Here is a 26,867-nt window from a genome sequence, read left to right on the forward strand (position 1 = left end):
CATGCAGACCGTAACCCTGAACGGCGCCGCAGCCGCCGCGCCCGAACGCCCGCTGGTGGTCCACCTGACCTACGCGCTCGATTTCGGCGGCCTCGAGACGCTGCTGGTCGAATGCGTCAACCGTATGCCGGCGCACAAATACCGCCACGCGATCGTGTGCCTGACGCGCTACACCGATTTCGTCAGCAAGATCACCCAGCCCGGCGTGGAGATCGTCGCGCTGCACAAGCCGCCCGGCCTGGGCCTGGCCACCCACGCCAGGCTGTGGGCCCTGCTGCGCCGCATGCGCCCGCAACTGCTGCACACCTATAACCTGGCGGCGATGGAGTATGCGTTCACCGCGGCGATGGCCGGCGTGCCGATCCGCATCCACGCCGAGCACGGGCGCGACGCCGGCGACCCGCACGGCATCAACCCGAAGCACAACTTCCTGCGCCGCCGCTTGGCGCCGTTCATCGACCGCTACGTGCCGGTGTCGGACGACCTGCGCGGCTGGCTGCGCCAGGTGGTGGCGATCCCCGAGCGGAAAATCTCCCTGATCACGAACGGCGTCGACACCGAGCGCTTCCGCCCCGGCGCGGGCGGCGCCGCGCCCTCGCCGTGGGGTCCCGATCATTTCGTCATCGGCACGGTGGCGCGGGTGCAGGACATCAAGAACCACGCCGGCCTGGTGGCGGCGTTCGCGCGCCTGCGCGAGCTGCTGCCGGACCAGCGCGAGCGCCTGCGCCTGTCGATCGTCGGCGACGGCCCGCTGCTGCCCGCGCTCAGGGCGCAGGTGGCGGCCGCCGGCCTGGACGACGTCGTCTGGCTGCCGGGCGCGCGCTCGGACATCGCGGACCTGATGCATAGCTTCTCGCTGTTCGCCCTGCCCTCGCTGGCCGAGGGTACGCCGGTGTCGCTGCTCGAAGCGATGGCCAGCGGCCTGCCGGTGGTGGCGTCGAACGTGGGCGGCATCCCCGAAGTGATCGTCGACGGCGAGCACGGCGCGCTGGTGGCGCCGGCCGACACCGAAGCGCTGGCCGCGGCGCTGGCGCGCTATGCCGGCTCGCCCGCGCTGGCGCTTGGGCATGGCGCCGCGGCGCGCGCGCGCATCGAACAGCGCTACAGCATGACGGCGATGCTGGCCGCCTACACCGGCCTGTACGACGAGCTGTGCGCCGCCAAGCTCGGATAGCACCAATTCAACCAGTTCAAGAAAGCGAAACACCATGTGCGGAATAGTCGGAATTTTTGACACCCAGGGCAATCGGCAAATCGACCGCCAGGTGCTCACCCGCATGAACGAAAGCCAGCATCACCGCGGCCCAGACGAGGGCGAGCTGCACCTGGAAACCGCGCTGGGCATGGGCCACCGGCGCCTGTCGGTGATCGACCTGGCGACCGGCCAGCAGCCGCTGCACAATGCGGCGCGCGACATGGTCATCGTCTACAACGGCGAAATCTACAACTACCGCGCGCTGATGACCGAGCTGATCGCGCTCGGCTTCGAGTTCCGCACCAAGTCCGACACCGAAGTGGTGCTCAACGCCTACGCGGCCTGGGGCGAGGACTGCGTGCACCGCCTGCGCGGCATGTTCGCCTTCGCCGTCTGGGACCGCAAGCGCCAGACCCTGTTCCTGGCGCGCGACCATGTCGGCGTCAAGCCGATGTTCTACTCGCTGCTGCCGAACGGCTATTTCGTGTTCGGCTCCGAACTCAAGTCGATCATGACGTTCCCGGAACTGTCGCGCGCGCTCAACCCACAGGCGGTGGAAGACTACTTCGCCTACGGCTACGTGCCCGAGCCGAAGACGATCTTCCACAACGCCTTCAAGCTCAATCCGGGCCACCGCATCACGCTCAAGGCGGGCGACCGCGAGGTGGTCCAGCAGCGCTGGTGGGACGTGCCGTTCCAGCCCGGCGCGCCGCGCGCCGAAGCCGACATCGAAGCAGAGCTGATCGACCGCCTGCGCGAGTCGGTGCAGAGCCAGATGGTGTCGGAAGTGCCGCTCGGCGCCTTCCTGTCGGGCGGCGTCGATTCGAGCGCGGTGGTGGCGATGATGGCGCAGCAGGACCAGGCGCCGGTGACCACCTGCTCGATCGGCTTCGACGACCCCGAGTTCGACGAATCGCAGTGGGCCGAACAGGTGGCGCGGCGCTACCACACGGAGCACCACGCCCAGGTGGTCAGCAAGGACGACTACGGCCTGGTCGACACCCTGGCGCGCCTGTACGACGAGCCGTACGCCGACAGCTCGGCGATCCCGACCTACCGCGTGTGCCAGCTGGCGCGCCAGCAGGTGACGGTGGCGCTGTCGGGCGACGGCGGCGACGAGAACTTCGCCGGCTACCGGCGCTACCGCTATGCGATGGCCGAGCAGGGAGTGCGCGCGCGCCTGCCGCTGGGCCTGCGCAAGCCGGTGTTCGGCACGCTGGGCAGGCTGTACCCGAAGGCCGACTGGGCGCCGCGCATGTTCCGCGCCAAGACCACCTTCGAGGCGCTGGCGCGCGACCTGGTGGACGGCTACTTCCACGGCGTGGCGATCATGCCGGACCGGGTGCGCGCCGAACTGTTCAGCGACAAGTTCCGCGCCGACCTGCAGGGCTACAGCGCGATCGACGTGATGCGCGGGCACGCCGCCCAGGCGCCGACCGACGATCCGCTGTCGATGATCCAGTACCTCGACTTCAAGACGTACCTGCCGGGCGACATCCTCACCAAGGTCGACCGCGCCAGCATGGCGCACTCGCTCGAGGTGCGCGTGCCGCTGCTCGACCACAAGCTGGTCGAGTGGATCGCCGGCCTGCCGCCCGAGCTCAAGCTGCACGACGGCGAAGGCAAGTACATCTTCAAGAAGGCGCTTGAGCCGCACCTGTCGGAAGATATCCTGTACCGCAGCAAGCGCGGCTTTTCGATCCCGGTGGCGCAGTGGCTGCGCGGCCCGCTGCGCGAATCCGTGCGCGCGGCGGTGCTCTCGCCGCTGCTGCGCGACACCGGCATCTTCAACGAGCGCTACCTGCGCCACATGGTCGAATCGCACGAGTCGGGCGCCAGGGATTACAGCGCGGCGCTGTGGTCGGTGCTGATGTTCGAATCGTTCTTGCGGGTCAGCGCCAACGCGTAGTAGCAAATGATCGCGTTCGGGCAGAACTTACTCATGAGTTTCGTCTAGTTGGAAGCAGGCGGCTGACACGCTCTTTTTGTTGCGGGCGTGGCGACCGGATACGAGGCTCTTTTACTAAAATTGCTTACGCGACGATGCCGCCTGAAAAATGAGCGAAATATCTGATGCTCGCGGAGCAAATGTGTGATGTGCGTAGTGCTGACACCCGCAAATTCATTGCTGAAAAGCAACGTGAAATCGATTTTATTCGACAGCAGTCGGACTGGTTTTTAAAACCGACGTGCCTTTTAAATTATGGAGAGACCCTATATGGCTATGGCCCGGCATTTTGAATGTACTTTCGCGCTGGTAATTCCGACTTACAATCGAGCTCACTTAATTTGTGAAACGCTCGAAAGTGCGTTATCACAAAGTAAGTCGTTTTCGGAAATTATTGTGGTTGATGACGGCTCTACAGATAATACGTCTGCGGTTCTGAGACAATATGAGGGTCGAATCACGATAATACAGACCGAGAACAATGGAGTTCAAGCAGCCAGGAATTTAGGCATTAGATCAGCCCGGAGCGATTATGTTACCCTGTGTGACTCCGACGATTTGCTGGAACCCGATTTTTTACAACTATTTTCGCAATGGCTGTCAGCCAACCCTTCCTGCGATGTTCTGTATTGTAATTTTAATTCATTTGATAAAAACAAAACATTTGGCGATCGGCTCGCTTATGCGCCGCCGGGGTTATATAGTGATTTTGAAGGGGGAGAAGAAATCTTGGCGGCCATTCCGGACCTCATTCTTCGAATTGTTCAGTTTCAGATACTTTTTGTGAGCGGCATGACCCTTCGGTGCTCAAAGTTTGACGTAATTGGCGAGTACAACGTTATGTTTAATGGAATCGGCGCTGAGGATTTCGAGTTCACCATGCGGGCAGTCAGTCGCGCTAATATTGCGTTTTGCAAGCGGCCGTTAGTACGCGTGAGACGCCATGAAGGAAATGCCTCAGTAGATCAAGTCCGTCAGGTTTCGGGCGAAATACAAATTTTGGAATACGCTCTTGAGCACAATGATGCTGTTTCAAAATATCGCTCAAATATCTGCACCGCGATCGACGAACGTCGGCTACAGGTGTTCGATGCAGGTTTTGCGAGGGGCGATTTCGAACTAGCTTCTACGATGTTAAAAACATTCCGAAAGTTACCTAGTAATTGGCGTTTTCAGATCAAAAAACGTATATTGAACCTCCCGTCGCTTTTTCGGGGAACATTTTGGCGCTTGACTCAAATTTAGCGACTGAGGCATTGGAAAATTAAAGCGCGCCAATCCCCCGCTCTGCAAACGATTCTACAATCGGACGTTAGTCGAATTTTCGACGTTTTGCAGAGCGTTTCCGCGCGAATGCCGAGAACGCGGCGTATCTTGCACGCCGGCGTCAACTCGTCCCGAAACCCGGTCGCCGCGCGCGCAATGTGCGCATGAGCTTAGCCCAATTTGGGGTAAATCTGGCCAGGAGCGCCAATCGGCGTGTCATCGCTTCCTAAAAGCACATCAGCGGGCGTTACACCACCCGCAACTCCCATCAGTTGCTAGGGGCCTGCTTCAGAATGCAAGCTTGTATTATTCCGTAGATCGAACAGCGCGTAGCGGTGAACGAGCACTGCGTCGGGGGGAAGGCCGCTATGCTCCCGGGACGGCAGTATGACGTTCCGCAACAGGTCCAGCTGGTGGCACTGCGTCTTGCGACGGATGTGCTTTTTTGCGGGTCGTCCATTTACGGTTCAATTTTTCCCTAACTGGATTCTCGAACGCATAAAACGATATTGCCCCTGATGCGATCGCTAAAGTGCATCCGATCAATTTGGGCAGTTCATCGCTAACAACCGCAACAAAGAAGGGTTGTTGCCAGAGATAGAGTGAGAACGAGCACTTACCGAACCATCCGAGAACTGGATTCGATAGAGCGGTCTTCATCATTCCCGGTATTTTATCTAAATAGTTGATCGCAAGCGCAAGGCACAGGGGTGCGATAATATGCTGACCGCCGCGGTGCTTATAGGTCGAAATGCAAGCCATCGCGATCACTACCCAAAGTACCGGCAAAAGGCGGGAAACTGACTCTAATATAGGGTGCTCGACGGCGTTTCTCACCGTTCGAATAGCCGCGGCGGCGATCAGCGCAAGGGCGGCGCATTCTGATCGGATAAACCATGGCGCAGCGCCAGACGGGGGGTGGGCGGCGTAACAGATACAGAACCAAATCGAAAGCAACACGCTCCCGCTCAGGAAGATGCATGCCAAAGACGCGCCCCTAGCCCGACGAGTAAGCATCGAACCGATTGCCAAGAAAATGTAGCTATGTTCCTCCACATTGAGTGACCAAATATGTCCGATTGGCCAAAAAGTCGACCAAATGCTTAGCTCCGTCGGTAAGTATGTGCGCAAGAACGAAAATGTCGCAAACAGCTCCATACTTGGTGGGACATATCTGGTCGTTTGAAACTTCGTTGCATACACGTACATTATGATCACAAACAGTATGAAGGTCGGCACCACTCGTGATAGTCGACGCGCAAAAAAATCTCGCATTTCCACTTTTTTTATAAATAAAAGGTTGGCCATTAGAAAGCCAGAAAGAGCAAAAAACAGTTGCACGCCGAATTCCCCGGCCCAATCCAGTGCCGGGCGATAAGTAAAATGACCAATAAACACGCATAAAATCGCTAAACCACGCCAGCCATCGAGATAGCGAACATTGGGGGTCATACCATTACTCATCTTGTCCTCGCAAATTGAACGGTCCGTCGGCCGGCACCTATGCCAAACGGTAACATCTATGTCCGCTATCTGTAAAGTTAATCGGGCACTGTGTCAAATTGAGAGATTTTTACATTTGTCAACTAATGATACGTGGAGTATGGTTCGGTTTCGGCACCTCCCAGGCGATCGCGGCCTACCGGATGTCTTGACACGCAATTTTGAGCCGTTCGCCAAATTGAGCGTGTCGCGCAAGAAGAAAGCAGCGCAGGTCCGAGCCCACATCAGCGCCGCTTATCTCACCCGATCGGGCCGTCCGCCTGGCGTGTTTGCGTTCGACTAATTCAACCACTGAGGTCCCCCACACAGCCGCCCCCCCGCATCGCCATTGCCTGTGCTCCGCTTAACCTTTTTGTAGGAAACGACCAACTGGTATGATAGGATTAACGCTTTCCGGCGAGCACTTCGCCACTAACCATTTCCGAGGCGTTGAATTGTCGGCCCAAGGCATCCCCGTAGAATCAGGCTCCACAATTCTCCCCTGCGGACGTGATGCCAAAGTCATCCCCGTCATCTCGGTCATCATCCCGACGCGCAATCGTCCAGAATTGCTTGGCAGGGCCTTGGCGAGCATGCGCTCGCAGTCCTTCGCGGAGTTCGAAGTTCTGGTGATCGACGACTGTTCTAGCGCTGAAAGCAAGGCCGCTTACTCCGCCATCTGGCAGCACCTCGACGATCGCTTCGTCCTGCTTTTTTTGGGCGACGCCAGCAGCACAGGCGTCGGGCCGTCGGAGGCCCGCAATGCCGGCATTGCCGCGGCCCGTGCGCCTGTGCTGGCGTTTTGTGACGACGATGACTACTGGACCGATGACACTCACCTAGCAATGATGGCCGAGGTGTTTTCGACGTTGCCGGACCGAAGCATGTATATCGCCAACCAGACTGCGGTAAGTTTGGACGGTACTATTATCAAGCACTGCTGGCTGCCAGATCTGGAACGCGCCGTGCACGGCCGCCAGCGCAGCCATCCGCATGGCTATCAGGTCAGCTGCGACGAACTAGCCGAATGCGGCGGATTTGCACAGCTTAATATCCTCGCCGTCAACAAGGCGCTGGTCGACAGCCAAGGCGGTTTCTGGACACGTACATCGTACGAAGAAGACCGCGATTTCTTCTGGCGCGCAGCCGACGGTGCGGCGGCGATATTTTTCAATCCCCAGATTATTGGCCAGCATAATGTGCCGGACCGAACTAAGAAAAATAATCTGTCTAGCAGCTTCTCACAAGTAGAGCGCTGGATGCTGTCAGCACTAGTCTCGCAGCACATCGGCATCAGCGTGCGCAATCGAGCAATTCAGAAATTGTCCATTAATTACGAAGGGGATATTTTCCGCCATCTGTCCATGCATTTTGTCCAACACAAACGACTGGATCTCGGTTTCCAGTACGCGCGCCGGGCGCTGGCGGCGCGCACTTCATGGAAATGGTCGGCATACACTATCTTGCTGGCGTGCCGAAGTGTCATGCGGAAACGGGCCCAATGAAGTCAACGCAAAAAGTACTGGTCATTGGCGACGACAGCCGCAGCTTCTTGTCGACCGTGCGCTCGCTCGGTCGAAAAGGCATCGAGGTACATGCCGCCCCGTTCGATTTTGGCTCGGCGGCGCTGCTGTCGCGCTACATTCGCAAAGTCCATTTCGTACCGTATTATCTCGATGGCGGGGCAGAATGGCTTGCCACTGTCAGCCAATTGCTGCGAGACGAGCAATATGAACTGGTCATTCCGTGCGACGAGCGGGCACTGTTGCCGCTTTGCCTGCATCGGGAGGAGTTAGGCGAATTAGCGCGTCTAGCTATTCCGAGCCCGACCGCGCTCGAAATGTTCTTTGATAAGATCAAGACACGCGAACTCGCCCAGTCTTTAGGGGTGCCAGTTGCGGCGGGTCGACTGCTGAACGCCGACGAGTTAGCGCCAAGCGTTATCGCGGATATTGGTCTGCCCGTGGTGGTCAAGCAGCCGAAGTCGTATCAGTTGCCAGACCTGTACATTCGCTCGAGCACCAGCATTGTACGCGACGAGCCAGCGCTAACCGCCTGCCTGCGTAAACATACGAACTCGGCGGAGCCGATTTTGCTGGAGCAAATGTTCGAAGGTTGCGGCGTCGGCGTTTCGGTGTTGTGCTCCGATGGCGTCATCCTCCAGGCATTCGAACATCACCGCGCACACGAGTTGGATGGAAGCAGCTACTATCGTAAGAGCGCGCCGCTCGATGCCGACCGACTCGCGGCCGTCGCCCGGATGACAACGGCAATTCGCTACACCGGTTTGGCAATGTTCGAATTCAAGGTCAACGTCAACAGTCGCAGCTGGATACTGATCGAGGTGAATGCTCGCCCATGGGGCTCGTTGCCGTTGCCAGTGTCAATCGGCATCGACTTTCCATACCGTTTATTCCAACTGCTTTCCGAGCATAAAGAGTCCCCCGCCCTCAATTATCCTATCGACCGTTACGGCCGCAATCTGATGCTCGACTTTTGGCAAGCGCGGCTGCAAGCAGAACTGTTTCGCGGCCGACCGACACAGGCATTGGCTCACTGGGGCAGCTGGCTTTGGGGATTTCGCCGCCTGCTCACCGGCCGCGAACGGCACGACTCATGTGTGCTCGACGATTATCGCCCGGGTGTGAAGGAAGTGTGCGACCTATTCGCTGGCCGCGCCAAGTCGCTTCGCATGCGCGTCACCGGCAAGCGCGCACCCACCGGTACGCTGGCGCAAAGGCTGCGCGCATTGGCGGCATCGCCGCAGGCATCGATCACCATACTGTTTGTTTGTCAAGGCAACATCAATCGTAGCAGTTACGCGGAAATTAGGGCGCGACAGTTATTTGCGGACAATGCCGGACGATTCACATTCACCTCCGCCGGAATGCTGCCGCGCAACCGAAGACCGTCATCGCCGGAGGCCGTGAAGATCGCCGCCAAACATGGCGTCGACATGGTGCGGCACCAGTCGCGCCATGCGACTAGGGCCTCGCTCGACCAAGCTGATCTGGTCATTGCCTTTGATGAGACTAACCTGCGCTACATAACCGCGCGCTACCCCGATTTGGCCACGCAAATTTGCCTGTTGTCTGAACTCGATCCGCGCCAGGGTGCGGCGACTGTGATCGCCGATCCAGAAGGTAGTTCCGTTGCCGTATTCGATGCCGTCTTTCAAACCATCGACACATGCCTTTTGGAATTGGCGCGCATCGCCCAGCCCGTCGAGCGGGCGCCCTGAAGATGTTGCGATTTGCCTCACATACGCGCGCCCAACTTTCCGCAGGTGACAGGCCGATCCTGCTCGTAGTCGTTGATACTGAAGAAGAATTCGACTGGCAGAAACCGTTTAATCGCAGCAGTACTGGAACCACTTCGATTAGCGATCAACCGACATTGCATGATCGCGTGTATGACCGCTTGGGAATCGTGCCTACCTATATGGTCGACTGGCCGGTGGCGACGACAGCAGCATCGGTGGCTGTGTTACGCGCTTTGACCGACCAAAAGCGATGCGAGATTGGTGCCCATCTGCATCCTTGGGTCACGCCTCCCCACGACGAGCAGGTAACGGCGTTCAATTCGTTCGCCGGAAACTTGCCGCGCGCACTTGAGCAGGAAAAACTGCAGCGTCTCACGGTTGCTATCAGTGATGCATTTGGGCGCGCGCCCATTGCATTTAAGGCGGGGCGCTACGGCTTGGGCGCACACACTGCGGACATGCTGGCGATGCTCGGCTATCAGATCGATGCCAGCGTCGTTCCGTATACCTCGTTTCGCGCTGATGATGGGCCGGATTTTTCCGCATTCGGACATGATCCTTACTGGTTCAAGGCCGGCGGTCGTGATTTGCTTGAGTTGCCAGTGACCGGTGGCTACTGCGGCTGGCTTGCGCAAGCCGGTCCGCCAGTTTACCAATTGGCGCAGCACCGTTTGGCCAAGGCCGCGCGGCTCGGCGGAATCCTCGCACGTACACGTGCGGTCGAACGCATCCGCCTGAGCCCCGAGGGTGCAAATCTGGACGAAATGAAGCGCTTGAGCCGTGCGCTCGTTCGCGGGGGCACCAAGATTTTGACGATGACCTACCATAGCCCATCGTTGGCAGTCGGACATACCCCCTACGTCCGCTCGCAAGGGGATCTGCGGGCGTTTATTCAAACGATCAACGACTACTGCACTTTTTTTGAAGCCGAAATTGGCGGAGTTTTTATGAGTCTTTCTGAGGTGTACCAGAAACTGCATGCGCAACGCGCAGCCCCCTGCTGATATAAGTAACTCCGCAATGCGGCGAAATGCCCGCTTTGCGCGCCGACTGAAAAAATGATGCCGGCTGCCACTGGCGAAAAAAAGGCGGGATATCTGAGAGTTACCTATCTACATTTCTTTTGTGACAACGATGCGTGCTGCCGACAACGATCGTTGTTTATTAGCAAAAGGCGATGATTGCGATCGTGCGCCATTGAATAACGATACTGCTCTGGTAAGATCAGCCTCCGCATGTCCGTGCAACAACTTATTCAACTCGCAGGTCACCTGCGGTTACACAACTGCGCTGTCGCAGACTTCTAACGTTCCAAACGGAAAATTGTTCGTGAAAATTCTGTATCACCACCGCGCCCAGCGAGACCGCGGCCAAGCAGGCGCTCGGCCTGGGCGACAGCATGGTGCTGGGCTTTACCGGTTTCGTGCGGGAATGGCATGGCCACGGCGACGTCATCACGATGATCGCCGAGGATCCCCCGGACGCGCGCCGCCAGCTGCTGATGGTGGGCGACGGGCCGGTGCGCGCCGCGATGGAACAGCAGGCGCGCGAACTCGGGATCGCCGACCGGGTGCGCTTTACCGGCATCATCGGGCGCGACGAGGTGGCGCGTTACTTCGCCGCCTTCGATATCGCCCTGCAGCCGGCGGAGACGCTGTTCGAGTACCTTGCCTTGGGCAAGGCGATCGTCGGCTCGGCGCAGCCGAATATCATCGAGATCCTGCAGCCGGACTACAACGCGCTGCTGTTCGATCCTGCCGCGCCAAGCGGGCTGGCCGGGGCGATTGCGCGTCTGAGCGCGGATCCTGTAATACGCACCACGGTCGCGGCCAATGCGCGCGCCACCATTGGCGAGCAACAGCTGACCTGGCAAGCGAATGCCGAGCCGGTGGTCGCCCTGTTTCGGGGCTTAATGCCGCATGCGTGCGGTCCTGTATTTTTCTGTCCCCCGGCATCATTGTCACCGGGTGCTCACCTTTGCACAAAGAATTGCCCTACGCTGCCCTATGAGCCACCTTCGTAAATCAATTGGCCTGTCGTTCGTTGCCCAGTATGTCGAATTGATCATCCATTTCTTCGGTGTGCTAATTCTCGCGCGCATCCTATCGCCGAATGAAACAGGCACCTATTCCGTCGCCGCCTTCCTCATGACGGTAATGCACATGTTCCGCGACTTTGGCGTCGTGCAGTACATTATTCAGGAACGCGATCTGACTCGCGAAAAGATTGCCTCGGCGATGGGAGTGGCGATCGTGCTTGCGCTTGCGGTAGCGACGGTGCTTGCTGCGTGCAGCTCTCAATTCGCTAATTTCTTTGGCAATCCGGCCATTCGCAACATCCTGTTGGTCATGGCCCTCGGCTTCGCCGTCTCACCGTTCGGCTCTCTTTTGATCGGCATTTTTCAGCGCGACGTCAACTTCAAGGCCATTCTCTACATTCGTACCGTCAGCGCGCTGTGTCACGTCGCAGTTGCGTTGACGCTGGCCTTTCAGGGATATGGCGCGATCAGCCTCGCCTGGGCAAACTTTGCCGGTATCTTGTCATATGGTATCGTGGCGAATCTATTGCGCCCGAAGAACCTGCCGTGGATGCCGCGTTTCAATAACGCGCGTACGATTCTTTCGTTTGGCGGAATCAGCAGTTTGGGAAATGCAGCGAACATTGCGGGCACTAACATGCCCGACCTCATTTTGGGCAAACTGATGTCCATGTCCGCGGTCGGCTACTTCAGCCGCGCGACCGGGCTGGTGATGCTGTTCACACGCCTGATCAGCGGCGCGCTACTGCCGCTCGTGCTGCCCTACTTCTCGCAAATGCGGCGCGAAGGCAGAGACCTTGCTGAACCGTATCAGCAGGCAGTGGAGCAGATGACGGTGTTGTCGTGGCCATTTTTCGCCGTCCTGGCGTTGCTGGCCTACCCGGTAGTTCATGCCTTGTACGGCGCCCAGTGGGATGCGTCGGTGCCAGTGGTTCAGGTGCTCTGCCTGGCTGGTGCGATCTCGTCGGTCGGCATGTTCGCCACGCAAGTCATGGTCGCCAACGGTGCGGTGCGCCATTCCACCGTGTCCCAGTTGGTGGTGCAGCCGTTTCGCCTGGTGGCGGTCCTGATTGCCGCCCGCCACGATCTGATTACCGTGGCCTATGCACTAGTCGTTTCGGAATGTTTCGCCTTGCTGGTGGTGTCGTATTATCTGCACCGCGCGATCGGCATCGGAATCTTCCACGTGCTGCGCGCCAGCCGCAAGAGTTTGTTGGTTGCCGCGGCCGGCTCACTGGCGCCACTGCTCGTCAGAATGTACTTCCCGGAGCATGACGGACACCCGTGGCCGCCGCTGCTGTTGGGCATGTTCGGCGCTACCGTCGGATGGCTGCTGGCAATCTTTGCCTGCAATCATCCTTTCGGCGAGCAAATCCACGCCATTCTGCGCATGGTCTTCCAGCGCAAGGATAGCGACGACGTCGGCGTCCGCTAGACCAGCACCTCGCGCGCGGCTGGATGGCTGAGGAAACCGGCCGGACTGGCGCTCAAGCCATACGCGCCTGACTGGAACACCACGATCAGGTCGCCCACCTCGGCATGGCCCAGCGCCATCTGGTCGGCCAGCAGGTCGAGCGGCGTGCACAGCGGCCCGACCACCGACGCCGGCGCGCTGTCCACGCCCGCCATGCGGTTGCCGACGGCGACCGGATAGTTCTTGCGGATCACCTGGCCGAAATTGCCGGACGCCGCCAGGTGATGGTGCAGGCCGCCGTCGGTCACCAGGAACAGCTGGCCGCGCGAGAGCTTGCGGTCGATCACCCGCGTCACGTACACGCCGGCCTCGCCCACCAGGTAGCGGCCCAGTTCGATCGCCAGCTGCGCTTCCGGCAGCGCTTCGCGCGCCTGCTCACACAGGCGCGCCAGGTGAGCGCCGATCGGCGCCAGGTCGAGCGCGCTCTCGCCGGGAAAATACGGAATGCCGAAGCCGCCGCCCAGGTTCAGCTGGCGCAGCGCGCGCGGCGCGTGCGCGGCCAGCCGCAGCGCCAGCTCCACGGTGCGGTTCTGCGCTTCCATAATGGCGTCGGCGTTCAGGCTCTGCGAGCCGCTGAAGATGTGCAGGCCGACGAAGTCCAGGCCCAGCGCGCCGATCAGCGCCAGCATCGCCGGCGCCTGTTCGGCATCGACGCCGAACTGCTTGGCGCCGCCGCCCATGCGCATGCCGGAGCCCTTCAGCTCGAAATCGGGGTTGATGCGCAGGCACACGCGCGCCGCCCCCCCCAGCTCGCCGGCCAGTTGCGCCGCCAGGCGGATTTCGCGTTCCGATTCCAGGTTGATGCAGGCGCCGGCGGCCACCGCCTGACGCATTTCCTGCACCGACTTGCCCGGTCCTGCCAGGCTGACGCGCTGCGGCGCGATGCCGGTATCGAGCGCGACCGCCAGTTCGCCGCCCGACGCGACATCGAGGCCGTCGACCAGCCGCGCCATGTGCTGCACCAGCGCCGGCATCGGATTGGCCTTGACCGAGTAGTGCAGCGCCACCGCCGCCGGCAGCGCGGCGCGCAGCTGCGCCAAGCGGGCCGTCAGCAGCGCCCGGTCGTAGGCGTAGAACGGCGTGGCGCCGACGCGCTCGGCCAGCAGCGGCAGGGCGATGCCGCCCACCTGCAGGCAGTTGTCGATGACGGGAAACTGGGTGGGCGCCGCGTGGACGGGTTTGCTGCGGTTCATGGTGGGGTGAGTCCTTCAAACAGCGTGGAAAAGGGCTGCCGCAGGGCGCCGCGGTCGATCTTGCCGTTCGGGTTGCGGGGGAACGGCTGCTCGCGCAGCGCCACGTGGGCCGGCGCCATGTAGGCCGGCAGCAGGCGCTGGCATTGCTTCTGCAGTTCGGCGGCCGACAGCGCCGGCTCGCGCGCGACCGCCAGCAGCACCACCGCCTGGCCCAGCACCGGGTGCGGCACGCCGAACGCGATCGCCTCGGCCACCAGCGCGGTGGCGTGCGCGGCCTCCTCGATCTCGGTCGGGCTGATGCGGTAGCCCGACACCTTGATCATGTCGTCGCCGCGCCCGACGAAATACAGGAAGCCGTCGGCGTCGCGGCGCACGGTGTCGCCCGACCAGACGGCGATCTCGGGACGCACCAGCCCCGGGTCCTGCCCCGGCGCCGGGCGGAAGCGCGCGGCGGTCTGCGCCGGATCGTTCCAGTAGCCCAGCGCGACCAGCGCGCCGCGGTGCACCAGTTCGCCCGGCTCGTCGCAATCGCACGGCGTGCCGTCGGGCCGCACCACCATCACCTCGGCGTTGGGGATCGCGCGGCCCATCGACTCCGGCCTGCGCGCCAGCTCGGCCGGCGGCAGGTAGGTCGAGCGGAAGGCTTCGGTCAGGCCGTACATCAGGAACAGGCTGGCGCCCGGCAGCGCCGCCTGCAGCGCGCGCACGGTCGGCACCGGCATGGCGCCGCCCGAATTGGTCAGGAAGCGCAAGCTGCAGTCGCGCGGCCAGTCCAGCCGCGCCAGCTCCATCCACAGCGGCGGCACCGCCGCCAGCCCGGTGATCGCCTCGTCGGCCACGGCCTTGGCGATATCGCGCGGGAACAGGTAATTCATCAGCACCACGGCGGCGCCGGCGCGAAACGCCGTGGTCAGCTGGCTCAGGCCATAGTCGAAACTGAGCGGCAGCACCGACAGGATGCGGTCGCTGGCCTGCAGGCCGAGGTAGCTGGCCACGCTGTCGGCGCCGGCCACCAGGTTGCGATGCGACAGCACCACGCCCTTCGGCAGGCCGGTGCTGCCCGAGGTGTACAGGATGGCCGCCATGTCGGCGTCGATGACGCGGTGCGCCGCGCTCGCGCCGGCGCCGGCGGCCATCGCGGCGCGCCAGTCGAGCAGGCGGCAGTGGGCCGGCGCGTCGGCCGGATCGGCGGCGTCGGTGACGATGATGGTGTGCAGCGCGCCGCAGCCCGCCAGCACCGGCGCCAGCGTGCGCAGGCGGGCGCCCGAGGTGACCAGCACGCGCACCTGGCAGTCGGCCAGGATGTGGGCCACCTGGCCCGGCTTGAGCAGCGGATTGACCGGCACGAACACGCCGCCGGCCGCCGCCGCGCCGAAGATCGCCGCCACCGTTTCGGCGCGCTTGTCGAGATACACCGCGACCCGCTCGGCGCGCCCCAGCCCGGTCGCCAGCATGGCGCCGGCCGCGTCCTGCACGGCCTGCGCCAGCGCCGCGTAATCGAAGCGGCGCGCGCCGCACACCAGCGCCGGCGCTTGCGGCGTGCGGCGCGCCGCGTCGAAAATGAAATGGTGCACCAGCTCGCTCATTGCCACCCTGCTTGGTCCGTCAAAAATGTAAGGTGCAATCTTAGCAGTTCGGCGCAGCGGCCAAGGACAAAATATTGCGTAGCAAACATGACTCTTGCGGCTGCGCCGTTTATACTGCGGCATGCCCAACCGCCCTGCGCCCCTGCCAACGCCCCGCCTGCCGATGACGCCCGTGCTGTCGTGGGCCAGCGTGGCGCGCGGCCGCGGCGCGCGGGTACCGTCGATCCTCGACGCCGGCCCGGCGCGGCTGGTCACCAGCGGGCGCATCGCCATCGCGCTGGCGCTGCGCGAAATGGGCATCGGCCCCGGCGACGTGGTGCTGGTGCCGGCCTGGCACAGCCTGTCGATGATCCCGCCGGTGCTGTGGCGCGGCGCCACACCGCTGTTCTACAAGCTGGGCATGGACGCCGCGGTGGACCTCGACGACGTCGCCGCGAAGCTCGACGCGCGCGTCAAGGCAATCATGGTGACGCACTACTTCGGCGTGCCGCAGGACATCGCGCGCATCCGCGCCTTCTGCGACGCGCACGGCCTGCTGCTGCTGGAAGACTGCGCCCACTGCTTCTTCGGTGAACATGCGGGCCGGCCGGTCGGCTCCTTCGGCGACTACGCCATCGGCAGCAGCATGAAGTTCTTCCCGATCTTCGAAGGCGGCTGCCTGGTGTCGGCGCGCCACGCGCTCAAGGCGCCGCCGCTGCGTTCGGCCGGCCTCGGCTTCGAGGCGAAAATCGCGCTGGCCTCGCTCGAGAACAGTTTCGCGCACGGGCGCCTGGCGCCGGTGAAAGCCATGCTGTGGCTGCCGATGAAGCTAAAGGACCTGGCGTGGCGCACGCTCAAGGCGCGCCGCGCCGGCGCCGGCGCGGCCACCGCGGCGCTGGCGCCGTCCTCGTCCGACAGCAGCGCCGAATTCGAGCCGGCCTGGCTGGACAAGCGCTCCTCCTGGTTCTCGCGCACGATGCTGCGGCTGGTGTCGCGTCCGCGCATCGTCGCGCAGCGGCGCCGCAACTACCAGGCGCTGCAACGAGCGCTGGGCGGCCTGCCCGGCTGCCGGCCGCTGTATCCCGCCCTGCCCGACGGCGCCTGCCCGTGGCTGTTCCCGATGCTGGTCGATGAACCTGACCGGCTGGCGGCGCGCCTGAAGGACGCGGCCGTGCCGGTGGTGCGCTTCGGCCAGCACCAGTGGCCCGGGGTGGACGCCGCCGTCTGCCCGAACAGCGCGGCGCTGGCCCATGGCGTGCTGGCCTTCCCCTGCCACCAGGACCTGCTGCCGCACGAACTGGCTTCGATGATCGCGCGCATCGCGCAGGCGCTGCAGCCATGAACTGGACGCTGACGCCGGCGAACCGCTTCGGCGACTGGGCAGGGCGCTGGTGCGAACTGCACCGCGCCGCCGGCGCCCCGGTGCTGCTCGACGCCGACTTCGTCGCCCCGCTGCTTGCCGAATTCGGTAGCGGCGCCGAGCTGCTGGCCTGCTGCGAACAGGACGGCGTGCTGCAGGCGATGGCGATCGTCGCGCCGCGCGGGCCGGCGTCCTGGGCCACCTTCCAGCCGGCCCAGGCGCCGCTGGGGATCTGGCTGCAGCTGCCCGGTCTGGAACCGGCGCCGCTGCTCGATGCGCTGCTGCGCGCCCTGCCCGGCTGCGCGCTGGTATTCAGCCTGACCCAGTGCGACCCGGCGCTGCTGGCGCGCCCGCGCCCGACGGCGCAGATGGACACGCTCGACTACATCGACACCGCGCGCGTCACGTTGGTCGGCGGCTTCGCGCAGTATTGGGCAACGCGCGGCAAGAACCTGCGCGCCAACCTGAAGAAGCAGCGCGCGCGGCTGATCAAGGAAGGCGTCGCTACGCGCCTGCAGGTCAGCCGCGACCCGGCTGAGATGGCCGCCGCGGTGGCCGACTACGGCCGCCTCGAGAGCGCCGGCTGGAAGGCCGGCGGCGGCACCGCGGTGCATCCCGACAATGCGCAGGGGCGCTATTACCGCAGCATGCTCGAAGCGCTGTGCCGGCGGGGCGCCGCCAGCGTGTACCGCTACTGGATCGGCGAGCGGCTGGCGGCGATGGATCTGTGCGTCGAGGACGCCGGCTGCGTCGTCGTGCTCAAGACCAGCTACGATGAAAGCGTCGCCGGCGGCCTGTCGCCGGCGCTGCTGATGCGCGAAGAGGCCTGCCAGGCCCTGTTCGATGCGGGCCGCCTGGCGCGCATCGAGTTCTACGGCAGGGTGATGGAGTGGCACCTGCGCTGGACCGACGAGGTGCGCACTCTGTACCATGTCAATTATTACCGCTGGCCGGCGCTGCGGCGCCTGCATGCGCTGTGGCGGCGCCGCGCCGCCCGCGCGCCAGCCCCGATTCCCCTGACGGAGCAAGCATGACATTTGACGAAGTAAAGAACATCCTGGCCGACGTGCTCAGCCTGGGCCCCGCGCGCGACACGCTGACCGCCGATACGGTCTTGCTGGGCAACCTGCCTGAACTCGATTCGATGGCGGTGGTGAACCTGATCGGCGCGCTGGAAGAGCATTTCGGCATCGCCATCGACGACGACGACATCAGCGCCAGCACCTTCGACACGCTGGGCAGCCTGGCCGCTTTCGTCGAGCACAAGCTGGCCCGATGACGGCCGAGGCGTTCTTCCTGCCGGCCGCCGCCGGCGCGCGCTACTGCGTGTTTCACCCGGCCGCCGGCGCCTGCCGCGGCGCGCTGCTGTACGTGCACCCGTTCGCCGAGGAGATGCACAAGTCGCGCCGCATGGCCGCGCTGGCCGCGCGCGCGCTGGCCGCCAGCGGCATCGCGGTGCTGCAGATCGACCTGCACGGCTGCGGCGACAGCAGCGGCGAATTCGCCGACGCGCGCTGGGACGCCTGGAAAGAAGACCTCGCCGCCGGCTTGGCCTGGCTGCGCGAGCGCACCGGCATGGCGCCCGGCCTGTGGGGCCTGCGCCTGGGCGCGCTGCTGGCGCTCGACTACGCGCGCGGCGCCTCCGAAGCGCCGCGGCGCCTGCTGCTGTGGCAGCCCGTGCTCAACGGCGCGACCTTTCTCACCCAGTTCCTGCGCCTGCGCCTGGCCGCCGCCATGCTCGACGGCGACACCGGCCGCGGCGGCGTCGCGGCCTTGCGCGGGGCGCTGCAGGCCGGCGAGACGCTGGAAGTGGCGGGCTATACGCTGACGCCGGCGCTGGCGGCCGATCTCGACGGTCTGGACGGCGCCGCGCCGGTGCGCGCGGGCGTGCCGGTGCACTGGTTCGAAGTGGTGGCCGACGCCCAGCGCCTGGTGCCGCCGGCGGCGGCGACGCAAAGCGCGCACTGGCGCCTGCAGGGCACCGCGCTGCAGCTGCAGCTGGTGCCGGGGCCGTCCTTCTGGAACACCCAGGAAATCGCCGAATCGGCCGGCCTGGTCGCCGCCACCGTGGCGGCTTGCGCGGAGGATGGCGATGCAGCTTGAAGAGAAGGCACTGGCGTTTCGCTGCGGCGAGGACCATCTGTACGGCGTGCTGAGCGCACCGCCCTGCCCGGCCGCCCGCGGCGTGCTGATCGTCGTCGGCGGTCCGCAATACCGGGCCGGCAGCCACCGCCAGTTCACCCTGCTGGCGCGCAGCCTGGCCGCCGCGGGCACGCCGGCTATGCGCTTCGATTACCGCGGCATGGGCGACAGCGAAGGCGCGCCGCGCGACTTTACCGCCGTCGGCGACGACCTGGCGGCGGCGATCGACCATTTCTTCGCGGTCCAGCCGGGCCTGCGCGAAGTGGTGCTGTGGGGCTTGTGCGACGCCGCCTCGGCGATCCTGTTCTACGCCGGCGCCGACCACCGCGTGGCCGGCATCGCGCTGCTCAATCCGTGGGCGCGCACCGAAGAGGGACTGGCCAGGGCGACCCTGAAGCACTACTACGGCCGGCGCTTGCTGGCGCCCGAGTTCTGGGCCAAGCTTGCGCGCGGGCGCTTCGATGTCGCCGGTTCGGCGCGCTCGGCATGGCGCATGCTGGCCGCAGCCGCCGGCAGCCCGGCGCCCGCGGCCAGCTCCCTGTCCGAGCGCATGCGCGAGGGCTTGGCGCGCTTCGACGGCAAGGTGCTGCTGATGCTCAGCGGCGCCGACCTGACCGCGCGCGAATTTGCCGGCCTGGCCGCCGGCTCGCCCGAGTGGCAGGACCTGCTAGGCGCTCCGCGCGTGACCCGCCAGCAGCTGGCGGGCGCCGACCACACCTGCTCGCGCCGCGTGTGGCAGGACCAGGTCGCCGAATGGACTAGCGCCTGGCTCCGGGCGTGGTAAGGCAGGCGGAAAAATCCTCGAAGGCGCCGTAGGCCGGCGGCATCGGCCGCTCGCGGCCGCACAAGTCGGGCGTTGCTGCAGCAGCGGCGGCACGGCGCGGGACGCCGTCCCGCCACGCGAAATCGAACTGCTCCGGCGCGCGGAACAGGTCGCGGATCGGGTGGTAGCCAAGGTAGGCGTAGGCGACCGGCATCGTGCGGTTATCGTTTGCACGCACGACCCCGCCGTCGCGGCTGCGGATCGGGCCGTCGATCAGGTTGCCCTCGAGCGCGGCACTGGTTTCCGGGAAGCGCACCTCGACCCCACCGGTATCGACCAGCGTATTGTGCGCGACGATGCTGCCGGCCGCGCTGTTGAGGTAGATGCCGGCGTCGGAGCACGCGGCAATCAGGTTGGCGCGGATCACGCCCCGCTCCTGCTCGGTGACGCAGCGCCGGTCGCGGCAATACGCCTTTCCGGTGCCGCCACCGCCCAGCGACAGGCCGACCCGCTGGCCCGGATAAGCGCGCAAACGATGTTCGCACAGCACCACGTTCTGCTCGAAGGTATTGCCGCTCCCGGCGCCCTTGAAGAACCCGCCGTAGCTGACGCGGTCGCCATCGCCCTTGATGAAATCGCTGATGACGTTGCGCCGCACGGTCCAGCCGCTGGCCGTGACCAGGTCGACCGGCGTGACGGGGTTCGACGTGCGGCGCGGCCGGCTGTTGGTCAGGGTGTTCCCCTCGATCAGTCCATCGTCGGGGAATTGGCGGCCCTCGGCATTGATCTTGAAGTGCGCATTGAAGTCGGCAATCGTGTTGTTGGACGCGACGAAATGGTGGGCCGCGCCGACCACGTGGAACGCGTGCTCGCAGTCCGAATCGGCCGCGCAGACGCCGCGCAGCGCCAGGTTTTCGAAGCGCCAGAACGGCGCACTGACCTTGAAGCCCTCCCCCGTCGCCATCTCGATCGATACGCTGCCGGGCAGCGCGGCGCGCACCGTAATGGGACGCGCCGCCGTGCCCGGGCGGTCCGCGCGCAGGTGGCTGGTGAAGCGGTAAGTGCCGGGCAACAGCGTGATGGTGTCGCCCGGTTCCGCGCGCGCGATCGCCGCACGCACCTCGTCGCTGGTCGCCACCAGGATGGCCGCGCCAGCGCCCACGGCGCCGGCCGGCTGGGCGCCGATCGCCAGCGCCGGCGCCTGCGGCAGCGCCGGAGCGCCGCGGTCCAGCGCGACCAGCCACTGGCCGGCGCGGCGCCCGCCGTTTTCGATCAGCGGGTTGTGGCCGTGGCTGCGCCGTTCCAGGTAGGGCCCCAGGGCGCGCGGCATGATGCCGGCCGAGTCCAGCATGGCGAGGCCGGCGCCGGCGCCGGCGCACAGCAGGATCAGCGCGCCGGCGGCCAGCAGGGGAATGGTTCGCTTCATGCCCAAGCGCTCCTCCTCAGTGAAATTGGTAGCGCGCCAGGCCCAGCCACTCGTACATGGCATACGACGAGCGCCGCAGGTTGTTCGCTTTGGGTGTCAGCTCGAGGGGATCGAAGCCGCGCGCGGTGGTGTAGAAGGTCGGACCGGACGTGACGGCCAGGCCCGCGCGCTCGAACGCGATGCGCGCGCGCCGCATGTGCATCGCGTCGGTCACCAGGACGATGCGGGTCACGCCGTCGCGCTTGAGCATGGCGGCCGACAGGCGCGCATTTTCCGCCGTGTTGGTCGACGCCGCTTCGACCCAGCGCACCGGCACGCCGAACGAGCTGTCGAACATGCGCTTCATCCCCAGCGCGAGCGGTTCGTCGTCCGGGTCGTCGCTGATCAGCCCACCGCTGACGAGGAGCGGCAGGCCGCTGCTCCTGGCCAGATGGGCGCCGTAGGCCATGCGCTCGAGCGCGATGAAGTCGGGCACGCTGCGCTCGCCGTATTCGGGACTGTGCTTGATTCGGCTCGCCGTCAGCACGACAATCGCCTGCGCCGTTTTCATCGCCCTGGCATCGAGCGGCGGCTCCATCGTTTCGAGCGGATACGCCAGCAGCCAGGCGCCGGTTCCCGTGCTGAGCAGGTAGAGCAGCACGACGGCGCCGTGGCGCAGCCATTTGCCCAATGCGGGCCGGCGCCGCGCCGCCAGCACGCCGGCCGCGTACAAGATCAGGATGCAGGCCGGCGGCAACAGGATGGCCTTGACCGCCGCCCCCAGCAGAGCGCCCAGACTCAGGCGCCCGCCTTGATCGCGTGGCGGTTCATCAGGTCGTACATGGTCGGGCGGCTGATCCCCAGCAGCTCGGAGGCCTTGACGATATTGCCGTCCACCCGCGCCAGCGCCTTGATGATGGCCTTGTACTCGGCCTCGTCGCGCACCTGGCGCAGGTTCAGCGGCTCGTCCTCCTCCGCCACCGACAGGCCGAGGTCGTCGGCGCCGATGGTCTGGCCGTCGGTCATGATGACGGCGCGCTTGATGCAGTTCTCCATCTCGCGCACGTTGCCGGGCCAGCGGTGCGCCTCGATCGCCGCCAGCGCCTCGCTGGAAAAATGCAGCGCCGCGCGCGACTCCTGGGCGCTGAACTTGTTCTTGAAATGGTGCGCCAGCAGCGCCGCGTCGCCGATCCGGTCGCGCAGCGGCGGGATCGTGACGACGATTTCGGACAAGCGGTAGTACAGGTCCTCCCGGAAGCGCCCGCTCGCCGTCAGGTCCTTGAGCTTCTGGTGGGTCGCGCAGACGATGCGCACGTCGACCGGGATCTCCTCGTGGCCGCCGACGCGCTCGATCACGCGCTCCTGCAGGAAGCGCAGCAGCTTGGACTGCAGCGCCATCGGCAGGTCGCCCACCTCGTCGAGGAAGAAGGTGCCGCCGTGGGCCAGTTCGACCTTGCCCTTGGTCTGCTTGGCCGCGCCGGTGAAGGCGCCCTTCTCGTAGCCGAACAGTTCGCTCTCGAGCAGATTTTCCGGAATCGCCGCGCAGTTGATCGCCATGAAGCGCTGCGAGGCGCGCGGGCTGAGCGCATGCAGCGCGCGCGCCAGCACTTCCTTGCCGGTGCCGCTCTCGCCCAGGATCATCACCGACGCCGACGTCGGCGCCACCTTCTCGATGTTGCGGCATACCTTGAGCATGCCGCCGTCGCGCGAGATCACGCCCGACATCGGCGAGTCGGACTGCGCCTGCTGCATGCGGCGGTTTTCCTGCTGCAGCGCATTGAGGAAGAAGGCGCGCTCGATCACCAGCCCCAGCACCTCCGGATCGCACGGCTTCTGGTGGAAGTCGTAGGCGCCCAGCGCGATCGCCTTGACCGCATTGCCGCGTTCCTGATTCCCGGTCAGCATGATCACCCGCGTGTCCGGCGCCAGCGCCAGGATCTGCTGCAGCGTCGCCAGGCCTTCGGTCGAGCCCTCGGCGTCGGGCGGCAGGCCCAGGTCGAGCGTGACGACCGCCGGCTCGTGGCGGCGGATCTGCGCCAGCGCGGTTTCGCGGTCGCCCGCCACCACGACGTCGTAGGCATCGAGGCTCCAGCGCAGCTGCTTTTGCAGTCCCGGGTCGTCTTCGATGATGAGCAGCTTCTGTTTGGTCTGGGTCACGGCAATCCTCGTCGCTTCAGGCGGCTTGATGTAGGGTGGCCGCCGCGTGGTTCAGCAGCGGTAGCATGATATGAAAAGTCGAGCCGGCGCCGGGGGTGCTGCTCACCTCGAGCTTGCCGCCCAGTTCCTCGATGTATTCGCGGCTTTCGAACATCCCGATCCCCATGCCGGCCGACTTGGTGGTCTCGAACGGCTTGAACAGGCGCTCGCGGATGAAGTCCGCGCTCATGCCTTCGCCGGTGTCGCTGATGCGGATGCGCACCGACTCGCCGGCGCGCGCCAGCTCGATGTCGACGCGGCCGTCGCGGGCGGTGGCCTCGATCGCGTTCTGGATCAGGTGGCCGACCACGCGCTCGAGCCGCTCGCCGTCGGCCAGCACTTCGAGGCCGGGGTCGGTCACGGTCAGCTGCGGGCGCGGCTCGAACGCCGCCTTCAGCGCCACCGCCTGGCGCAGCACGCGCTCGATCGGCAGCGCGGCATGGCGTTCGGGCGCCACGCCGCGGCTGAGCTTTTGCAGCAGCAGCTTCATCTTCTGCACCGAGAAATTCACGGTCTCGATCATATCCTGCTGAAACTCAGGATTGTGCTTGTGGCGCTCGGCATTGGACATCAGCAGCGACAGCTGCGACACCAGGTTCTTCAGGTCGTGCACCACGAAGGTGGACATGCGGTTGAACGATTCGAACTGGCGCGCCACCATCAGCGCATTGGCCGCGTCGTACTGGGCCAGGTAGTTGGCCGCCTGGCGCCCGGCGATCTTGAGCAGGTCGATCACTTCCCAGTTCAGGGCGATCGCGCTGCGCGGCTGCAGCAGCAGCATGAAGCCGTACAGGCGCTCCTGCATGATCAAAGGCACCACCAGCCAGCCGCGCGGGTAGGCCAGCAGCCAGTCCGGCAGGTCGATGTGGTCGTACTTGGACGGATCGTCGCGGTATTCCTGCAGCTCGATCACCCACTGTTTGCTGTCGAGATAGCTGCACAGGGGGGCCTCGGCCGGCAGGCTGGCCACCGAGGGCGCCAAGTGCCAGTTGGCCGCGGCCTCGAAGCGGCCGCTGTCGCGCCGGGTCCACAGCAGGCCGGCCGGGCTTTCCACCAGCGCCGCGACCGCCTCGATGGTGCGCTCGCCCAGTTTCGGCCCATGCTGGGCCAGCGTGCCGGTAAAGCGCAGCCATTCCTCGCGATAGTCGTAGTTGTAGTGATAGAAGTGCTTGCTGATGATGACCTTCAGCCAGGCGCGGAAGGTGCCGGAAAACAGGATGCCGATCAGCAGCACCAGCGCGCCGAACAGGAACACCACCTGCACCACCGAACCCCAGTCGCCGCCGAAATAGCGCATGTAGTAGCCGGCCGAGCCCATCAGCAGCAGATAGACGGCCGAGCCGAACAGCGCCGCCGAATGGAACATGACGCGGCGCGACACTGCCGGTTCCGACGACCAGGTCGAGCTGCGCGCCACCGACACCGCGATCAGCGGCACCGTCAGCGCCTGCACCACACCGCGCGCGGCCCAGATCGCCGGATTGATGGAGTGAAACAACATGGCGTCGCTGTACATGTAGAAGTCGTACACGAACATGCCGCCGATGCCGAGGCAGGCAAACTTGATGGCCCAGCGTTCCTGCTCGGGCTTGTTGCGATACAGCTGCTCGACCAGCAGCATGCCCATCACGGCCAGGCCGTCGCGCGCGATGATGTTGGGCAGGCTTTCCGCCTCGCCCGGCAAGTCGGTGGCGAATACCCCCCAGACCGTGGCGCCCAGGTAGGCGAGGAAAAACACGGCGACCAGCGCGATCGCCGGGCGCAGCTGGAAAGGCAGGCGGCTGTGTTCGTCGCGCAGATGGCCGATCAGGATCAAGAGGCAGGCGGTCCAGGCGCCGCAACGGGCGATTTCGGCGGCGCCGGTCCACGGCGCCCACGCATGTCCGCTCAGCGCCTCGGCGCCGATCAGCGCGCTCGAGACGGCGCTGGCCAGGCAGGCCAGCACCAGCATGCGGCCGTGGGCGCGGCCGCGCCAGCTGGTCAGCAACAGGATGGTCAGCGCCAGGAAGGCCAGCGCGGCGCTGCCGTAGCTCAGGCACGTTATGAGGCGCATGGGACTCCCGCGGTCGGATCGGCAAGGCGCATACGATTCCCGGTGCTCGTGATCGGCGGACGGAACGGCACCCTAGCGGCCGCTGCGGAACAGCACGACTTTGAGCGTGTCGATCAGGATCAGCACGTCGAGGAACAGGCTGTTGTTCTTGACGTAGTACAGATCGTATTGCAGCTTTTGCAGCGCATCCTCGGCCGAGGAACCGTAGCCGTAGCGCACCTGGGCCCAGCCGGTGATGCCTGGCTTGATGCTGTGCCGCACGTTATAGTAAGGCACCACTTCGACCAGCTGGTCGACGAAGAACGGCCGCTCCGGGCGCGGCCCGACGAACGACATCTCGCCCTTGAACACATTGAGAATCTGCGGCAGCTCGTCGATGCGCACCTTGCGGATAAAGCCGCCGATGCGGGTGACGCGCGGATCGTTCTGCGCCGCCCACTGGGGCTTGCCAGCTTTTTCGGCGTCGTTGCGCATGCTGCGGAACTTGTGCACCTTGAAGGTCTTGCCGTCCTGGCCGACCCGCTCCTGCGAATAAAAGATCGGCGCGCGGTCTTCCAGCCAAATCAGGGCGGCCGTGACGAGGATGATCGGGAAGGTCAGCACCAGGATGAGCGAGCTGCACACCAGGTCGAAGCCGCGCTTCATGAAGGCGCGGAAGTAACTCTGGTCGAAGCCGCCGCCGAACACCAGCCAGCTCGGCTGCAGGGAGTCGACCCGGATCTGGTTGGTTTCGCGCTCGAAGAAGGTGGCGGCGTCGGTCACCGTGATGCCCTGCAGTTTGCACTCGAGCAGTTCCTTGATCGGGAAGCCGCCGCGCCGGTTCTGCACCGACACCACGATCTCTTCCACATTATATTGATTCGCCAGCGACACCAGCGAGTCGCCGTCGCGCACCTTGAGCAGGCTGGACGGCGGCACGCACAATTCTTCCGTGGGGATCGGCAGGTAGCCGGCGATGTCGTACTTGTGATACTTGTGACTTTGCTCCGCCAGGTCGCCGCATTCCTTGGCCAGCGGACCGCCGCCCAGGAAAATGACACGGGTCTGCAAAAAGCGCAGTTCCGACGTCTTGAAGAAAATCATGCGCGCCAAAAAGATGCCGAGGCCGGCGATGACGAACACCAGCAGCAGGATGCCGCGGCCGAAATACAGTTCCGGGGCGACATAGAAGACCAGGGTCAGAATCACGAAGCCCATCACGAACGACGGCATCAGCTTCAGGAAGAAGGGATTGCGCAGGCCCTCGTTGAAGTTGAGCTGGTACATTCCCATCGCGCTCATGCTGAAGATCATTGCCAGGGCAAACGCGATGGCGGACGTGAAGAAATGGTCGAAACGCGCGCCGGTGGTCACCCCGGGATCGAGCAGGCGCACGGCCGCGCCGGCATAGACGGCGCCGACCAGCACCAGCACCTCGACGAACAGCAGGACGAAGACGATCTTCGAGACGTAATGATTGGATATCTTGAACACATCAGTCTCCTGAGCTGGTCCGCAGGCGCTTGCGCGAACCCAGGCGGGTGCC

Annotated in this window: 22 protein-coding genes; 14 read left to right on the plus strand and 8 right to left on the minus strand. The window is 64.5% G+C overall.

The genetic code is table 11. The features are described from left to right. The first annotated feature begins 1 nt into the window (after nt 1). The 3 genes from Q4S45_RS19730 to Q4S45_RS19740 all read left to right on the plus strand — a co-directional run bounded on the left by Q4S45_RS19730 (nt 2) and on the right by Q4S45_RS19740 (nt 4,388). On the plus strand, nt 2–1,174 hold the full coding sequence (locus tag Q4S45_RS19730; RefSeq protein ID WP_305507107.1) for a TIGR03088 family PEP-CTERM/XrtA system glycosyltransferase: 1,173 nt from the start codon (nt 2–4) through the stop codon (nt 1,172–1,174). 34 nt (nt 1,175–1,208) lie between these two features. Next, entirely contained in the window at nt 1,209–3,104 is a 1,896-nt protein-coding gene (locus tag Q4S45_RS19735) for an XrtA/PEP-CTERM system amidotransferase (RefSeq protein ID WP_305507108.1), read from the plus strand. Nucleotides 3,105–3,413: 309 nt separating this feature from the next. Beyond that, on the plus strand, nt 3,414–4,388 hold the full coding sequence (locus Q4S45_RS19740) for a glycosyltransferase family 2 protein (RefSeq protein WP_305507109.1): 975 nt from the start codon (nt 3,414–3,416) through the stop codon (nt 4,386–4,388). A gap of 387 nt (nt 4,389–4,775) precedes the next feature. On the opposite strand, the gene Q4S45_RS19745 is transcribed toward Q4S45_RS19740, so the two are convergent. Then, a complete protein-coding gene (locus Q4S45_RS19745; RefSeq protein ID WP_305507110.1) occupies nt 4,776–5,861 on the minus strand; it encodes an acyltransferase in 1,086 nt (361 codons plus the stop codon). A gap of 199 nt (nt 5,862–6,060) precedes the next feature. On the opposite strand from Q4S45_RS19745, the gene Q4S45_RS19750 reads away from it, so the two are divergent. The 6 genes from Q4S45_RS19750 to Q4S45_RS19775 all read left to right on the plus strand — a co-directional run bounded on the left by Q4S45_RS19750 (nt 6,061) and on the right by Q4S45_RS19775 (nt 12,626). Then, nucleotides 6,061–6,195 (plus strand): hypothetical protein, encoded by a 135-nt coding sequence (locus Q4S45_RS19750; protein WP_305507111.1) that lies wholly within the window; start codon nt 6,061–6,063, stop codon nt 6,193–6,195. Between the two features lie 91 nt (nt 6,196–6,286). Continuing rightward, a complete protein-coding gene (locus Q4S45_RS19755) occupies nt 6,287–7,396 on the plus strand; it encodes a glycosyltransferase family A protein (RefSeq protein WP_305507112.1) in 1,110 nt (369 codons plus the stop codon). Then, a complete protein-coding gene (locus Q4S45_RS19760) occupies nt 7,330–9,132 on the plus strand; it encodes a hypothetical protein (protein WP_305507113.1) in 1,803 nt (600 codons plus the stop codon). The genes Q4S45_RS19755 and Q4S45_RS19760 overlap by 67 nt, the downstream gene beginning before the upstream one ends. A gap of 2 nt (nt 9,133–9,134) precedes the next feature. Next, a complete protein-coding gene (locus Q4S45_RS19765; RefSeq protein ID WP_305507114.1) occupies nt 9,135–10,157 on the plus strand; it encodes a polysaccharide deacetylase family protein in 1,023 nt (340 codons plus the stop codon). 395 nt (nt 10,158–10,552) lie between these two features. Beyond that, complete coding sequence (locus tag Q4S45_RS19770; protein ID WP_305507115.1) at nt 10,553–11,176, plus strand: glycosyltransferase family 4 protein; 624 nt, start codon at nt 10,553–10,555, stop codon at nt 11,174–11,176. After that, nucleotides 11,160–12,626: a lipopolysaccharide biosynthesis protein gene (locus Q4S45_RS19775; protein WP_305507116.1), complete on the plus strand. Its 1,467-nt coding sequence runs from the start codon at nt 11,160–11,162 to the stop codon at nt 12,624–12,626. The genes Q4S45_RS19770 and Q4S45_RS19775 overlap by 17 nt, the downstream gene beginning before the upstream one ends. Here Q4S45_RS19775 and Q4S45_RS19780 read toward each other — a convergent pair. Both Q4S45_RS19780 and Q4S45_RS19785 read right to left on the minus strand, forming a co-directional pair. Further along, the gene (locus tag Q4S45_RS19780; protein WP_305507117.1) at nt 12,623–13,858 is read right to left on the minus strand and encodes a pyridoxal-dependent decarboxylase, exosortase A system-associated; all 1,236 of its coding nucleotides are present in this window, start codon (nt 13,856–13,858) and stop codon (nt 12,623–12,625) included. The two genes, Q4S45_RS19775 and Q4S45_RS19780, sit on opposite strands and share 4 nt — an antisense overlap. Continuing rightward, a complete protein-coding gene (locus Q4S45_RS19785; protein WP_305507118.1) occupies nt 13,855–15,444 on the minus strand; it encodes an acyl-CoA ligase (AMP-forming), exosortase A system-associated in 1,590 nt (529 codons plus the stop codon). Before Q4S45_RS19785 ends, Q4S45_RS19780 begins: the two co-directional genes overlap by 4 nt. Before the next feature lie 121 nt (nt 15,445–15,565). Here Q4S45_RS19785 and Q4S45_RS19790 point away from each other — a divergent pair, with 121 nt between their 5' ends. From Q4S45_RS19790 to Q4S45_RS19810, 5 genes are read left to right on the plus strand one after another with little or no spacing between them, the layout of a single operon-like run. After that, the gene (locus Q4S45_RS19790; protein WP_305507119.1) at nt 15,566–16,765 is read left to right on the plus strand and encodes a DegT/DnrJ/EryC1/StrS family aminotransferase; all 1,200 of its coding nucleotides are present in this window, start codon (nt 15,566–15,568) and stop codon (nt 16,763–16,765) included. Further along, entirely contained in the window at nt 16,762–17,817 is a 1,056-nt protein-coding gene (locus Q4S45_RS19795; protein ID WP_305507120.1) for a GNAT family N-acetyltransferase, read from the plus strand. Before Q4S45_RS19790 ends, Q4S45_RS19795 begins: the two co-directional genes overlap by 4 nt. After that, nucleotides 17,814–18,062: an acyl carrier protein gene (locus Q4S45_RS19800; protein WP_305507121.1), complete on the plus strand. Its 249-nt coding sequence runs from the start codon at nt 17,814–17,816 to the stop codon at nt 18,060–18,062. Before Q4S45_RS19795 ends, Q4S45_RS19800 begins: the two co-directional genes overlap by 4 nt. Then, nucleotides 18,059–18,886: a hydrolase 2, exosortase A system-associated gene (locus Q4S45_RS19805; protein WP_305507122.1), complete on the plus strand. Its 828-nt coding sequence runs from the start codon at nt 18,059–18,061 to the stop codon at nt 18,884–18,886. The genes Q4S45_RS19800 and Q4S45_RS19805 overlap by 4 nt, the downstream gene beginning before the upstream one ends. Then, nucleotides 18,876–19,709, plus strand: coding sequence for a hydrolase 1, exosortase A system-associated (locus Q4S45_RS19810; protein WP_305507123.1), 834 nt, complete (start codon nt 18,876–18,878; stop codon nt 19,707–19,709). The genes Q4S45_RS19805 and Q4S45_RS19810 overlap by 11 nt, the downstream gene beginning before the upstream one ends. Here Q4S45_RS19810 and Q4S45_RS19815 read toward each other — a convergent pair. The 5 genes from Q4S45_RS19815 to Q4S45_RS19835 all read right to left on the minus strand — a co-directional run bounded on the left by Q4S45_RS19815 (nt 19,684) and on the right by Q4S45_RS19835 (nt 26,815). After that, nucleotides 19,684–21,114 (minus strand): right-handed parallel beta-helix repeat-containing protein, encoded by a 1,431-nt coding sequence (locus Q4S45_RS19815; RefSeq protein WP_305507124.1) that lies wholly within the window; start codon nt 21,112–21,114, stop codon nt 19,684–19,686. The two genes, Q4S45_RS19810 and Q4S45_RS19815, sit on opposite strands and share 26 nt — an antisense overlap. A gap of 16 nt (nt 21,115–21,130) precedes the next feature. Continuing rightward, nucleotides 21,131–21,850 (minus strand): YdcF family protein, encoded by a 720-nt coding sequence (locus Q4S45_RS19820; protein ID WP_305507125.1) that lies wholly within the window; start codon nt 21,848–21,850, stop codon nt 21,131–21,133. Nucleotides 21,851–21,891: 41 nt separating this feature from the next. Then, nucleotides 21,892–23,250 carry a PEP-CTERM-box response regulator transcription factor gene (prsR, locus tag Q4S45_RS19825; RefSeq protein WP_305507126.1) on the minus strand — a complete coding sequence of 453 codons (1,359 nt, stop codon included), beginning with the start codon at nt 23,248–23,250 and terminating at the stop codon, nt 21,892–21,894. Between the two features lie 16 nt (nt 23,251–23,266). Further along, nucleotides 23,267–25,342 carry an XrtA/PEP-CTERM system histidine kinase PrsK gene (gene prsK / locus Q4S45_RS19830; RefSeq protein ID WP_305507127.1) on the minus strand — a complete coding sequence of 692 codons (2,076 nt, stop codon included), beginning with the start codon at nt 25,340–25,342 and terminating at the stop codon, nt 23,267–23,269. Between the two features lie 72 nt (nt 25,343–25,414). Next, nucleotides 25,415–26,815 (minus strand): TIGR03013 family XrtA/PEP-CTERM system glycosyltransferase, encoded by a 1,401-nt coding sequence (locus Q4S45_RS19835; RefSeq protein WP_305507128.1) that lies wholly within the window; start codon nt 26,813–26,815, stop codon nt 25,415–25,417. Between the last annotated feature and the right edge of the window lie 52 nt (nt 26,816–26,867).

The sequence above is a fragment of the Massilia sp. R2A-15 genome, from assembly GCF_030704305.1.
In the GTDB taxonomy this organism is placed as follows: Bacteria; Pseudomonadota; Gammaproteobacteria; order Burkholderiales; family Burkholderiaceae_D; genus JAFCUW01.